11 protein-coding genes and 1 pseudogene are annotated in these 13,160 nt (G+C 72.3%); 4 read left to right on the top strand and 8 right to left on the bottom strand.

What is annotated here, in order from left to right:
* Positions 1 to 13: 13 nt before the first annotated feature.
* The 7 genes from AB0917_RS02400 to AB0917_RS02370 all read right to left on the bottom strand — a co-directional run bounded on the left by AB0917_RS02400 (position 14) and on the right by AB0917_RS02370 (position 9,277).
* Positions 14 to 2,221: a glycosyltransferase family 39 protein gene (locus AB0917_RS02400; RefSeq protein WP_366817571.1), complete on the bottom strand. Its 2,208-nt coding sequence runs from the start codon at positions 2,219 to 2,221 to the stop codon at positions 14 to 16.
* The gene (locus tag AB0917_RS02395) at positions 2,218 to 3,666 is read right to left on the bottom strand and encodes a bifunctional glycosyltransferase family 2/GtrA family protein (protein ID WP_366817570.1); all 1,449 of its coding nucleotides are present in this window, start codon (positions 3,664 to 3,666) and stop codon (positions 2,218 to 2,220) included. The genes AB0917_RS02400 and AB0917_RS02395 overlap by 4 nt, the downstream gene beginning before the upstream one ends.
* 25 nt (positions 3,667 to 3,691) lie before the next feature.
* Complete coding sequence (locus AB0917_RS02390; RefSeq protein WP_366817569.1) at positions 3,692 to 5,494, bottom strand: HAMP domain-containing sensor histidine kinase; 1,803 nt, start codon at positions 5,492 to 5,494, stop codon at positions 3,692 to 3,694.
* A 40-nt stretch (positions 5,495 to 5,534) separates the two neighbouring features.
* Positions 5,535 to 6,281, bottom strand: coding sequence for a response regulator transcription factor (locus AB0917_RS02385; protein WP_366817568.1), 747 nt, complete (start codon positions 6,279 to 6,281; stop codon positions 5,535 to 5,537).
* A gap of 76 nt (positions 6,282 to 6,357) precedes the next feature.
* On the bottom strand, positions 6,358 to 7,239 hold the full coding sequence (locus AB0917_RS02380; protein ID WP_366817567.1) for an amidohydrolase family protein: 882 nt from the start codon (positions 7,237 to 7,239) through the stop codon (positions 6,358 to 6,360).
* Positions 7,240 to 7,277: 38 nt separating this feature from the next.
* Positions 7,278 to 8,168: a DUF2797 domain-containing protein gene (locus tag AB0917_RS02375; RefSeq protein ID WP_366817566.1), complete on the bottom strand. Its 891-nt coding sequence runs from the start codon at positions 8,166 to 8,168 to the stop codon at positions 7,278 to 7,280.
* Positions 8,169 to 8,527: 359 nt separating this feature from the next.
* Positions 8,528 to 9,277: a signal protein gene (locus tag AB0917_RS02370; RefSeq protein WP_366817565.1), complete on the bottom strand. Its 750-nt coding sequence runs from the start codon at positions 9,275 to 9,277 to the stop codon at positions 8,528 to 8,530.
* A 165-nt stretch (positions 9,278 to 9,442) separates the two neighbouring features.
* Between AB0917_RS02370 and sigJ the strand changes: the two genes are divergently transcribed.
* Positions 9,443 to 10,387, top strand: coding sequence for an RNA polymerase sigma factor SigJ (sigJ, locus tag AB0917_RS02365; RefSeq protein ID WP_366817564.1), 945 nt, complete (start codon positions 9,443 to 9,445; stop codon positions 10,385 to 10,387).
* A 95-nt stretch (positions 10,388 to 10,482) separates the two neighbouring features.
* Complete coding sequence (locus AB0917_RS02360) at positions 10,483 to 11,757, top strand: FAD-dependent oxidoreductase (RefSeq protein ID WP_366817563.1); 1,275 nt, start codon at positions 10,483 to 10,485, stop codon at positions 11,755 to 11,757.
* On the opposite strand, the gene AB0917_RS02355 is transcribed toward AB0917_RS02360, so the two are convergent.
* A complete protein-coding gene (locus AB0917_RS02355; RefSeq protein WP_366817562.1) occupies positions 11,744 to 12,154 on the bottom strand; it encodes a hypothetical protein in 411 nt (136 codons plus the stop codon). The two genes, AB0917_RS02360 and AB0917_RS02355, sit on opposite strands and share 14 nt — an antisense overlap.
* 258 nt (positions 12,155 to 12,412) lie before the next feature.
* On the opposite strand from AB0917_RS02355, the gene AB0917_RS02350 reads away from it, so the two are divergent.
* Both AB0917_RS02350 and AB0917_RS02345 read left to right on the top strand, forming a co-directional pair.
* Positions 12,413 to 12,688, top strand: coding sequence for a hypothetical protein (locus AB0917_RS02350; protein WP_366817561.1), 276 nt, complete (start codon positions 12,413 to 12,415; stop codon positions 12,686 to 12,688).
* A gap of 11 nt (positions 12,689 to 12,699) precedes the next feature.
* Positions 12,700 to 12,993, top strand: a pseudogene (locus tag AB0917_RS02345) (NUDIX hydrolase); the annotation flags it as partial.
* Positions 12,994 to 13,160 lie beyond the last annotated feature (167 nt).

Genomic DNA, 13,160 nt, shown 5'->3' with positions numbered 1-13,160 from the left:
ACCGCCTACGCCGTCAACTGACCGGCTGCGTCAGGTCGTAGAACGTGGCGCTGCCGACGGTGACCTCCTTGAAGTTCTCCGTCACCCAGGAGGAGATCTGGGAGGAGGTCCCGGCGCTCCCGCCCATGCCGCCTCCGCCCATGCCCTCTCCGCCCATGCCGCCGCCTGTTCCACCGCCCGTTCCGCTCGAAACGAAGTAGTGGATCCTGCCTTCCTCCACGTACTTCTTGAACTGGGCGAGCGTCGGGGACGGGTCGCTGCCGTTGAACCCACCGATGGCCATCACCGGGTCGCCGGTGGCGAGCTGGTAGCTGGCCGCGTTCTGCGCGCCGACGGCTGCGGCGGTCCAGGTGTAGGCGTCGGCGTCCTTCTCCAGGAGCTCCTTCGCCTCGGCGGAGACGGAGGCGCCGTTGAGCAGCCCGCCCATGCCGCCGCCACCGCCTCCCGGGCCGCCGAACGCCCCGTCCTCGCCGGTTCCGCCCGGGGCGGTTCCGCCGGGGGCGGTTCCGCCGGGCACGCTGGGCATTCCACCGGACGCATTGCCTGGCTGACCACCCTGCCCCTGCCCCTGCCCCGGGAACTGCCCCTGGCCCTGGCCCTGGCCCTGGCCCGGGAACTGACCCTGGCCCTGTCCCTGCCCCTGTCCACCAGGCGGCTGCATCCCACCGCGCTGCCCACGGCCGTCATCGCCCCCGCCCCCGGGCCCACCCCGGCCGCCGCCCCCGGGCCCGCCCATACCGCCCCCGCCCGACGGGCCGGCGGTCACGATCGACCCCTGGTGCCCGGCGTTCAGGGTGCTCACCGTGTACGCGGTCGGCGCCGCCAGCGAGGCCGCGAAGCTGAGCCCCACCACGGCGAGGGCCAGGCTCCGGCCCCCCACCCGCCCCACGAGCAGCAGTCCGGCAGCGCCCACCAGCCCACCCACGAGCACCGCCCACCGCAGCCACGGCAGGTACTCCGGGGTGCGGCCCAGCAGGACGTACGCCCAGGTCACCGTCGTAGCGACCGTCCCCGCGAGCACCACGCGCGGCCACCAGGCCGCCCGCTCCTCCCACAGCACCGCCGCCCCCATGGCGACGAGCGCCGCGATGTACGGGGCGAGGGCCACCGTGTAGTACTGATGGAAGATCCCGGCCATGAAGCTGAACACGCCCGCCGTCATGACCAGCGCCCCGCCCCACGCCAGGAACGCGGCGCGCGCGGAATCGGTCCGGGCCGCCTTGCGGGTCAGCCAGAGACCGGCCACCAGCAGGATCAGCGCGGCGGGCAGCAGCCAGGCGATCTGGCCGCCGATCTCGGAGTTGAACATCCGCCCGATCCCGGTCTCGCCCCAGCCACCGCCGCCGCGGCCACCACCCCCGCCCCCGACGCTGCCGGTCTCCTCACCGTTGAGCCGGCCGAGCCCGTTGTAGCCGAAGGTGAGTTCCAGGAACGAGTTGTTCTGCGAGCCGCCGACGTACGGCCGCGAGGAGGCGGGCATCAGCTCGACGATCGCCACCCACCAGCCTCCGGCGACGACCATCGCCGCGGCGGAGAGGGCGAGTTGGCCGAGCCGCTTCCGTACGGGGACGGGGGCGCACACCGCGTACAGCACCGCCAGCGGCGGCAGGATCAGGAACGCCTGGAGGGTCTTCGCCAGGAACGCGAGCCCGACCGCCGCCCCCGCCCAGAGCAGCCACTTCGTCCGGCCCTGCTCCAGCGCCCGCAGCACGCACCACACGGTGACGGTCATCAGCAGGGCGAGCAGCGCGTCCGGGTTGTTGAAGCGGAACATCAGCGCGGCGACGGGCGTCAGCGCGAACACACCGACCGCGATCAGCCCGGCGACCGGCCCGAAGCGACGGCGTACGGCGGTGTTGAGCACGGCCGCCGTGGCGACGCCCATCAGGACCTGGGGGGCCAGGATCGCCCAGGAGTTGAGCCCGAAGAGCCGGACCGACAGGGCCATCGGCCAGAGGGCCGCGGGCGGCTTGTCGACGGTGATGGCGTTGGCGGAGTCCAGCGAGCCGAAGAAGAACGCCTTCCAGCTCTGGCTGCCCGCCTGGACGGCGGCGGAGTAGAAGGAGTTGGCGTAACCGGAGGCGCTGAGGTTGTAGAGGTAGGCGAGCCCGACCGCCAGGAGGAGCCCGTACAGCGCGGGGCGTGCCCAGCGGGGGCCGCCGGCGCGTTCCGGCGGCGCGGGCACCGGGATCGGGGGAGCGGGGGCGGCGGTCGCGGTCATCGGACGTCCTCGGAATCGGGGTCGGGGTCGGGGCAGGCGCGGGCCGGGAAGACCCAGGCGCGCAGGAGCAGGAAGCGCAGCACGGTGGCGGCGAGGTTGGCGGTGATCAGGACGGCCAGCTCCGTACCGTGCGAGGGCGAGCCGGAGGCCGCGCCGAGCGCCGCGAGGGAGCCGCTGGTGAGGGCGAGGCCGATGGCGAAGACGACGAGGCCCTGGGCCTGATGGCGTACGGCTCCGCCCCTGCCGCGTACGCCGAAGGTGAGCCTCCGGTTGGCGGCGGTGTTGGCGACGGCGGAGACGAGGAGCGCGCCGCCGTTGGCGAGCTGCGGGCCGACGCCCAGCCGGAAGAGGGAGTAGAGGGCCAGGTAGAAGAGGGTGGACAGGGCGCCCACCACGCAGAACCCGACGAGCTGGCGGGCCAGTCCGCGTGGCACGCCGGTCAGCGCCCGGTCGCGCGGGTCGTCCCCGAAGGGCCGGGCCAGCCGGTCCAGCGGCAGGGCCCCCACGGCGAGCGCGCGCCCCACCCGCCACACGCCTTTCAGGTCCTCGGTGGCCGTCCGCACGATGTGGACGGTCGAGTCGGGGTCGTCGATCCAGTCGACGGGCACCTCGTGGATGCGCAGGCCGGCCCGTTCGGCGAGGACCAGCAGCTCAGTGTCGAAGAACCAGCCGCTGTCCTCCACCATCGGCAGCAGCCGCTCGGCGACCTCGCCGCGGATCGCCTTGAACCCGCACTGGGCGTCGCTGAATCCGGCGGCGAGGGAGGAGCGCAGGATGAGGTTGTAGGCGCGCGAGATGAACTCCCGCTTGGACCCGCGCACCACCCGCGCACTCCGGGCGAGCCGCGAGCCGATGGCCAGGTCGGAGTGGCCGGAGATGAGCGGGGCGACCAGCGGGAGCAGGGCGTTCAGGTCGGTGGAGAGGTCGACGTCCATGTAGGCGAGGACCGGGGCGTCGGAGCCGGACCACACCGTACGCAGCGCCCGCCCGCGCCCCTTCTCCTCCAGCCGTACGTACGCCACCCCGCGCAGCTCCGCCGCGAGCGCGGCCGCGACGGCCGGCGTGGAGTCGGTGCTGGCGTTGTCGGCGACGGTGATGCGGAAGGCGTACGGGAACGTACGGGAGAGGTGGTCGTGGAGGCGCAGGACGCAGGGGCGGAGATCCTTCTCCTCGTTGTACACGGGCACGACGACGTCGAGCACGGGGACGCGGGAGGCGGTGACCGGGCCGGCGGGGAGGTGCTCCCTGACGGGCAGACGGCCGGTGCCGGGCTCGCTGCTGTCCCGGCTGTCCCTGCGGTCCCGGCTGTCCTGGCTGTCCCTGCGGTCCCGGCTGTCCTGGCTGTCCCTGCCGTTCGTTCCCTTCGGGCCGGTCGGGCCGGTCGGGCCGGTCGGGCTGCTGCGGCCGTTGGCGCCGGGGCCGCTCCGGAGGCTGTCGGTGGTCATGCTCCGACGTTCGCCAACCGCGCTGTCACACCGGTGTGGTGAGCCTGTCCCTGACCTGTGAGTCGGCCGGTGAGCCGGCCTGTGAGCCGGTCTGCAAGTCGCCCTGCGAGTCACCCCGTACGTCGGTCTGCGAGTCGACGCCCGGCGGTTCTTCCACGGGCAGCTCGACCGCGAAGACCGTACGGCCCGGCGCGGAGTCCACCCGTACGCGCCCGCCGTGCGCGGAGACGACGGCCTGCACGATGGCGAGACCGAGGCCGGTGGAGCCGGTGGCCTTCTCCATGACGGCCCCGCGCGAGCGGGAGGCGTCCCCACGCGCGAACCGCTCGAAGACATGCGGCAGCAGCTCCGCCGGAATCCCGGGACCGTCGTCCCGCACCTCCAGCGTGACCAGCCCTGTGAAGGATGCGGAAGGTGCGGAAGGTGCGGAAGGTGCGGAGGATGCCGAGGGTGCGGAGGATGCGGACGGCTGCACGGAGACGGTCACGGTGGTCCCCGGCGGGGTGTGGGTGCGGGCGTTGGCCAGCAGGTTGACCAGCACCTGCTGGAGCCGGGCGGGATCGGCGCGTACGGTCACGGGCTCGTCGGGCAGCTCGAGCCGCCAGCGGTGGAGGGCGTCGGCCGCTACAGCGGCGTCGGCCACCCGGGCATCGCTGACCGCGTCCACGACCAACGGCAGCAGATCAGTGCTCTCGTACGAGAGCGTGCGTCCGGCGTCGAGCCGGGCGAGCAGCAGCAGATCCTCCACCAGCCCCGTCATCCGGTCCGCCTCCGACTCGATCCGCCCCAGCGCGTGCCGGGTGACGGAGTCGGAGCCCGAGTCGGAGCCAGAGCCCGAGTCGGAGCCCGAGTCCGAATCCGAGAGCCCCCGACCGGTGACGCGCCGGGTCAGCTCGGCGTACCCGCGGATCGAGGCCAATGGGGTGCGCAGCTCATGGCTGGCGTCGGCGACGAACTGCCGTACCCGCGTCTCGCTCTCCTGGCGGGCCGCCAGCGCCGAACCGACGTGCCCCAGCATCCGGTTGAGCGCCGCCCCGACCTGCCCGACCTCGGTACGGGGATCGGCCTCGGCGTCCGGAACGCGTTCGAGGAGCGCCACCTCACCGCTGTGCAGGGGGAGTTCGGCGACCCGGGTGGCGGTGGCGGCGACCCGGCGCAGCGGGCGCAGGGCGACGCCGACGAGGACGGTGCCCGCGAGGGAGGCGGCGATGAGTCCGGCGGCGGTGACGCAGACCTCGACGAGGATCAGGGTGGTGAGCGCGCCGCTCACCTCGGCGGTGGGGATGCCGACGAGGACGGTGTGGCCCTCGGTGGTGGTGGCGGCCTCCACCCGGTAGCCGCCGAGGCCGGGCAGATCGACGCTCCGGGCACCCTCGCCCGCCCCCGGAGCGGCGGCCTCCAGCGCGCTCCGCTCCGCCTCGGTCAGCGGCTTCGCGCTCTCCTGGGAGCGCAGGCCGCTGTCCTCGACGACCTTCGACGCGGTGACGTCCCCGCCGTCGACGAGGGCCCCGAACGTGCCGAGCGGCTGCCCGCCCCCGCCGATGAACCCGAGCGGACCGGCGTCCCGCAGGGCGTCGGGCACCGGCCCGGGGCCGGGCGGCCGCTCCGCGCGTACGGCGATGGAGTGGAGCTGGTCGTCGAGCTTGCCGTACATGTAGCTCTGGAAGGCGATGGCGGTGACGGACCCGATGACGGCCGCGACGACGGCGATCAGGGAGACGGCGGACACGACGAGCCGGGTCCGCAGGGTCCACGGCCGCCGCAGCACCCCTACGCCCACATGCCGGCTCACCGAACCACCCACCAGGCTGTTCACCGAGCTGCTCATCGAACTACCCACCGAGCCATCCACCGAACTACTCACCGAACTATTCACCGGGCTTGATCAAATACCCCGCCCCGCGCCGGGTGTGGATCATCGGCGTCCGTCCGGCGTCGATCTTCTTGCGGAGGTAGGAGATGTAGAGCTCGACGACGTTGGCCTGGCCGCCGAAGTCGTAGTTCCAGACCCGGTCCAGGATCTGCGCCTTGCTGAGCACCCGGCGCGGGTTGCGCATCAGGAACCGCAGCAGCTCGAACTCCGTGGCGGTCAGGTGGATCGCGTCCCCGCCCCGGCTCACCTCGTGGCTGTCCTCGTCGAGCAGCAGGTCCCCCACGGCCAGCGTGGACCCACTCCGCTCCGCCGCGAGCGTGGTACCGGAGCGGCGGATCAGCCCGCGCAGCCGGGCCACGACCTCCTCCAGGCTGAACGGCTTGGTCACGTAGTCGTCGCCGCCCGCCGTGAGCCCGGCGATCCGGTCCTCCACGGCGTCCCGGGCGGTCAGGAAGAGGACGGGCACGTCGGAGTGGTCACGCCGGAGCCGGCCCAGGACGGTGAGCCCGTCCATGTCCGGGAGCATCACGTCCAGGACCACCGCGTCCGGGCGGAAGTCACGGGCCGCGCGGACGGCACCGGCCCCGTCACCGGCGCTGCGCACCTCCCAGCCCTCGTAGCGCAGGGCCATCGAGAGCAGCTCGGTGAGCGGAGCCTCGTCGTCCACGACCAGGACGCGCACGGGCGTACGGTCCGGCCTGAGCAGTTCGGTACGCCCCTGGGGCGCGGTCGTCGTCGTCATGGGCACCACCCTGTGAGACGCCCGTGAGAGAAGCCTGACCCGTTTCTGTGAATTGCCTGAGAAAGCGGCGCGACTTCTATGAGGGGCCCGCGAACAACGCCTCCGCGTTCCCGTGGCAGACGGCCCGCAACCAGTCGTCCCCCAGCCCCAGCCGCTCCAGCGCCTCCAACTGGTGGACGTACGGGTACGGGATGTTCGGGAAGTCCGTCCCCAGCAGAATCCGGTCCCCGAGATCGGCCAGCCGCCCCCGCTCACCGGCCGGGAACGGCGAAAGCCCCTCACTGAAATCGGTGAACGCCATCGTCGTGTCGAGCCGCACCTCCGGATACACGGCGGCCAGCGCCAGGAACTCCGCGTACTCCGGCATCCCCATGTGCGCGACGATCAGCCGCAGCCGGGGGTGGCGCGCGAGGAGCCGCCCGATGGGCTCGGGCCCGGTGAACCGCCCCGGCGCGGGCCCGGACCCGCAGTGCGTCACCACGGGAACCCCCGCCTCCGCGAGCAGCCCCCAGACAGGCTCCAGCAACGGGTCGTTGGGGTCGTACGCGCCCACCTGGAGGTGCGACTTGAAGACCCGCGCCCCGCTCTCGACGGCCTCCTTCACGTACACCTCCACGCCCTCCTCCGGGAAGAGGGTCGCGGTGTGCAGGCAGTCGGGCACGCGCGCGGCGAAGCCGACGGCCCAGTCGTTCAGCCAGCGGGCCATGCCGGGCTTGTGCGGGTAGAGCATGGAGGTGAAGCGGAGCACTCCGAACGACCGGAGTACGGCGAGCCGTCGCTCCTCCTCGTACCGATAGGTGATCGGCCACTCCCGACCGGTGAGCGGCCCGGCGGAGTCGAAGTAGGCCCACACCTTGCGCAGGACCTGCTGGGGCATGAAGTGGGTGTGCACGTCGATGATCCCGGGCAGCCCGAGCCGCTCCCAGAACCGCACGACGTCATGGCTCCCGGCTTCCACGCACAGACTCCTTCGGCGGCTCTCCGCATCGGGCAGGATCAGAACAACCCACCCTGCACGCCGCCGCCCCCGATGTCGATGAGGGGGACACGTACATCGGTCTCCACCGGTACGGAAACCGCCGCGAGCTCCCACCCGGTGATCAGCCGCGTGTCCAGCACGACCACGCCACCGCCCCCGTCCACCGCGAGATGGAGATCGGGCCCGGCGGCAGCCACCAGCCGCCCCGCGACCACACCCCCGTCGACCAGCTCACTCACCGACCGCGTGGCGGCGGGCGCCCGGTCCAGCCCGAAGATCCCGCCGTGATCGACCACGTCGAGGCAGACGCGTTCCAACGACTCGGGCCATCCCCGCCCCGCCAACTCCGCCGCCCGCCCGTACAGCGCCGCCACCTCTCCGGACCGCTCCTCCACCCCCGGGAGCTGCCCGCGCACGGCCCGCTTCCTGGCGTACGGGATCCGGTCCGGCACCCCGAGGGCGGCCCGCAGCACCTCCTCGGTCCGCCGGGCGGCCATCAGCGGCCCGCGCCCCAGCCAGGTGAACGCCACGGCTCCCTGCTCCCGCAGCCGCGCGGCGCCCCGCTCCTCCCGGGTGATCCCGACCTTGACCAGGCCGGGGCCGAACCAGGCGAGGTAGACGCGGTACGTACGCGGGTCGTCCACCATCGTGTCGGCGGCCACCGAGTGGGCCCGGTCCAGCCGCGCACACTCCGGGCACCGGGCCCCGGTACTGCGCACGGGCACCACGGCCCCCAGCGGGCACACGTTCCCCCGGGCCCCCACACAGTGCCGCTCCCCCACCGCCCGGAACCCGAGCCCGGCCCCGTACGCGAGAACGCTCACCCGCCGGTCGGCACCCTTGCGCCACCCCAGCTCCGGCCCGTCCCCCGGCCACCCGATCCCGGTGCACCACCACCCGAAGGCCACGCGAACTCCGCTCTCTCCGTCACGCCCGAAACAGGACAGGCGGGCCAGGGAGCGAGCGGACCGAGCAGGTCGAGCAGGTCGAGCAGGCCGAACAGGCCGAACAGGCCGAACGTCACACTCCGAAGAGCCGCCCCCGGCCGCCCGTCTCCGCGAAGGTTAACGGGCCCGTGAGCGGGGCCCTCCGCACCGCCTTGCGGGCCGATGTCTCGTTCGCCCCGGCACCGCACACCCGGCCTGCGCCCGGCCTGCACCCGGCCTGCGCCCCGGCCGTGGGTCACGCGTCACGCTCGCACGAGACATCGGCCACAGGCAGCATCCCCGTCTTCAGGTAGCCGTTGACCGCCCGTTCTTCTCCCTCTTCAGGAGAGACCAGGTGACAGTCCCGCCTCATCGACGACGGGTGCCACGCCGGTGAGCGCCTCGGGCATCGCCTGCACATGACCGGTCGGCTCCTCCGACGGCTCCTCCGACCGAGGCTCCTCCGGCGACGGCTCCTCCGGCAGCTCTCTCGACGCTCCCTCGATGGTCAGCCTGTATTCCACGCCGACCGAGAAGCCACCCGACCGGCCACTGATCTTCAGGATGTGCTGCCCCGGCCCCGGTGCGGGCAGTCGGACCCACAGGCCGCACCCGGTGGTGGTGAAGCGCTCCGCCTCTCCCGTGACCGCGTTCCCCGCACGCGCCCGCACGGTGATCGGATCGCCCGCGTAGGTCTCCGGCTCGACCGGCGTGCCGTCCAGGAGCGCGGTCCCTTCCACGTCGCTCATGAAGGCCACGCAGTTCGGCCTGTCCCCGAACGTGTTGACCAGCGGCACCACGATCGGACGACCTGCCGGGACCGTGCACCCGCGCTTGGCCTCGCCACCGAAGGTGCCCGCCAGGAACCAGACGTCCTCCGGTTGATTCCGGTGGCACACGCTGCCGTCGTCATCGGCAACGGGGTTGGTCTCCTCCGGCTCGGACGCGGCCCACGTCCACCACCTGCCCTGCAACTCGGCTGAGGCGGACACCCTCCCCACCGCCGTCGACGGGCCGGACATCGGACCGCACCCCACCGCCGAGACCAGCGCCAGGGCGGCAAGCCCGACGGTTCCCCACGTGCGTCTCATATGTCCCCCTGGTCGCCACACACCTGCCAACGCCCCCCGGCACGGCACGGCACGGCATCGAGCGCACACCCTACCGACACGGCTCCCGCCCCGGCCCCGGCCCTGGCACCGGCCCTGGCACCGGCTGCACTCGCCGCGCACGCCCTGCCAGCTAAAATCCGAGCCATGGCTCTGTCCAGGACCCACATGGACCGGTTCGAAGCCTCCATGCCCCGCCTGGAGGCCATCGCCTACCGCCTGCTCGGCTCGGCGAGCGACGCCGAGGACGCCGTACAGGACACGTTCCTGCGGTGGCAGGCGGCCGACATCGACCGCATCGAGGTCCCCGAGGCCTGGCTGACCAAGGTCCTCACCAACGTCTGCCTCAACCAGCTCACCTCTGCCCGCGCCCGCCGCGAGTCGTACGTGGGCCAGTGGCTGCCCGAACCGCTGCTCGCCGGCGACCCGATGCTGGGCCCCGCCGACACCGCCGAGCAGCGCGAGTCGGTCTCGTACGCCGTCCTCGCCCTCATGGAGCGCCTCTCGCCCAACGAGCGGGTGGTGTACGTGCTGCGGGAGGCGTTCGACTACCCGCACCGGAAGATCGCGGAGATCCTCGACATCACCGAGGCCTCCTGCCAGCAGATCTTCCACCGCGCCAAGAAGCACGTCGCGCAGGGGAGGGCCCGCACCGAGATCGACGAGGCCGCCGCCCGGCCGATCGTCGAGGAGTTCCTCGCCGCCGCCACCAGCGGGCGGACCGAGCCGCTCGTACGGCTCCTGACCTCGGACGCCATCGCGGTCGGCGACGGCGGCGGAAAGGTGCCGGCCCGCACCAAGGCGTTCGAGGGGGCCGTGGCGGTCGCGAAGTTCATGCGGGGCCTGTTCAAGCCCAGCAAGGCCAAGCGCGACCTCCTGGGCGGCCCCGCCGAGGTCCACGCCACGACCGCCAACGGCGCCCCCGCCCTCGTGGCGGTCGTCGACGGCCGGGTCGTCGGCGTCATGTGCCTGGAGATCACCCCCGAGGGCATCGCCGCGTTCCGCAACCAGGCCAACCCGGACAAGCTCGAACGCGCGACCCGGCAGTGGGCGGCCACCGACCACGGGGAGCCCCGGCTGCACGCCTTCTGACCACCCCGTGTGATGCAGGTCACATCACAAACCTGTCAGGAAAGAGCGGGCTGCCCGGTTCAAGGGGCGAACCCGCGCGAGACAGGAGTCAGGTCATGCAGCACCGCATCATCGTCATCGGCGCCGGATACGCCGGAGCGATCGCCGCCGGTCGCCTCGCCAGGCGGCTGCGCCCCGAGGACGTCGCCATCACCCTCGTCAACGCCGAGCCGGACTTCGTCGAGCGCGTCCGGATGCACCAGCTGGCGGTCGGCCAGGAGCTCAAGGCCCGCCCCTTCAGCGAGATGTTCGCCGGCACCGGCGTACGGCTGCGGCTCGCGAAAGTCACCGCCGTCGACGTGAACCGCGGAACGGTGTCCGTCACGGAAGGAGGCGGAACCGAGGACGGGAACGGGAGCGGCACCGAGGAGATCGCGTACGACACCCTCGTGTACGCCCTCGGCAGCACCTGGAACACCCACGGCGTCCCCGGCACCGCCGAACACGCCCACGACATCGCCGGCCGCCCCGGAGCCCTCCGGCTGCGCGAGCGCCTGGCTGCCCTGGGAGCCGGCCAGCCCGTGGTCGTCGTGGGCGGCGGCCTCACCGGCCTGGAGGCCGCGACCGAGATCGCCGAGACCCGCCCGGACCTCGACGTGGCCCTCGCCACCCGCGGCACGCTCGGCGACTGGCTCTCCCCCAAGGGCCGCCGCCACCTGCGGAAGGTCTGCGACCAGCTCGGCATCACCGTGCACGAGCACACGACCATCACCGCCGTCACCACCGACCACATCACCACCGAACCCACCACCGACCGGGCCGACCACATCACCACCACCGGCACCGGCACCGGCACCGGCACCACCATCCCGGCAGCCGTCACCGTGTGGACCACCGGCTTCGCGGTCCACCCGATCGCGCAGGCGACCGCTCTGGAGGTCAACGGCACGGGCCAGATCGTGGTCGACGGCACCATGCGCTCGGTCTCGCACCCGGACGTGTACGCCATCGGCGACGCGGCCATGGTGATGGGCCCCGGCGACAAGCCGCTGCGCATGTCGTGCGCCTCGGGCGTCCCCACCGCATGGCAGGCCGCCGACTCCATCGCGTCCCGCCTCACCGGCACCAAGCCCACGACCGTGCCGCTGCGCTACTTCAACCAGTGCATCTCGCTGGGCCGCAAGGAGGGCCTGATCCAGTACGTCACCGCCGACGACCAGGCCCGCCCCGCCGCCCTCACCGGCCGGACCGCCGCCCTCTACAAGGAGCTGGTCTGCAAGGGCGCGGCCTGGGGCGTCACCAACCCCACCTTGGGCAGGCCGACCCGCCGGCGCCACCTCGTCCCGGACTCAGCACCGACTCCGACACCGACGGAGGCTACAACCGCTTGATGTTCCGCCCCAGGATCCCCCGGAGACGCTCCACATCCGCGGGATCCTGGGCATCCCGCTCGGGCAGCACGGCGACCCCGGCCGAGCGTTCACCCCCGAAGAGCACGAAGAGCACGAAGAGCCGAGGGGTCTCCAGGTGCCCGCTGTGCACCGGCCACTCCGCGGTGAACGAGGCCCGCTCACCGGCACTGACCGCACCCCGCTCATCGGCCACCATGCGGCACTCCCCGTACGGCTCCACGATGCTGAACAACGGCCGAGTCTGAGTACGCAGCCCCAACTCCAGGGCCACGATCATGATTCCCAACGAGAGCACCGGCACGAGCACGCTCAGTAACGGCCCCATGCCGGCAACCAGCACAAAAAGCAGCACAGGGACAACAACGGCCAGCAACATCACCAGCACCTGCCCCGCCCTGCGGCCGTCCTCAGAGCACGCGCCCGCAAGGCCTCCCCGCAGTCCGCAACGGTAGGCCGATAAACAAACTCCACACACCCGCTCCGCGCTCAGTGCCGCTCTCCGACAGATCCCCGCCCGTAGTCCCGATGAGCAGGGATCTCAAGCCGGAGCACTCGGCAGCGAACGGGGCAGCTGCCTAGGCTGCGGTACAGCGCCGAACAGTCGGCCATCAGAAGCGTGCGTGGCGGGAGAACCGTGGATCTGGCAGAAGCTCTGGACAAGGCAGTGGCTGCCCTGAAGGCCCCGCTGGAGCCGACCGACCGCGAGCAGGGCTGGACGGACGCCCTACGACGAGAGATCCAGGAAGAGATTTCGATCAACCGCTCCGCCCTGCGCCGACACGGGCACGGGCTGGCCAAGCACCTGCGCCCCCGCCTGGATGAGTGGATGGCACACGAAGGCGTGCAGCCGGGACGCCTCCACGATGTGATCATGAACGCGCAGACCCACATCACCGACCCGCACACCTAGATCGCGGTCTCTCCCCGGCCGAGGCAGCAGCCCGCGAAGTCCTGGAGGAAACCGGCTGGCGCCCCGGCCCGGTAAGGCCCCTGATCCACGCTGAGCCGGCCAACGGCATCACCAACTCCCAGCACCACCTCTTCCGCGCCGACGGAACCACATACGAGGCCTCCCGACCGAGAGAAACGAATCGGACCGCATCGAGTGGACCCCCGCTGGCCAGCGTCCGAGGCATGATCGACCGCCGCGAAATCGTCAGCAGCGGCTCCCTCGTCGGGCTGCTCTACGCGCTGCGGGACGAGGCAATCCGCTGACCTGACGGCGGGGCAGCTTCCTGAGGCCTCAATGCGAACACCGGAGGCCCTGGTGAATGGCCCCTGCCCCGGGCAGAGGGGCTGCTGTTGATCGGGTAATCGACGGCAGTCAGCCACGGCCTTCTGGCATGAGTGATGCGCGGGTGGTGCGGATGCGAACTATGGGC

The sequence above is a fragment of the Streptomyces sp. NPDC007346 genome, assembly GCF_040703535.1.
GTDB lineage: Bacteria > Actinomycetota > Actinomycetes > Streptomycetales > Streptomycetaceae > Streptomyces.
Note: the sequence above shows the minus strand (reverse complement) of the source record. Positions and strands in the feature narration are given on the sequence as shown.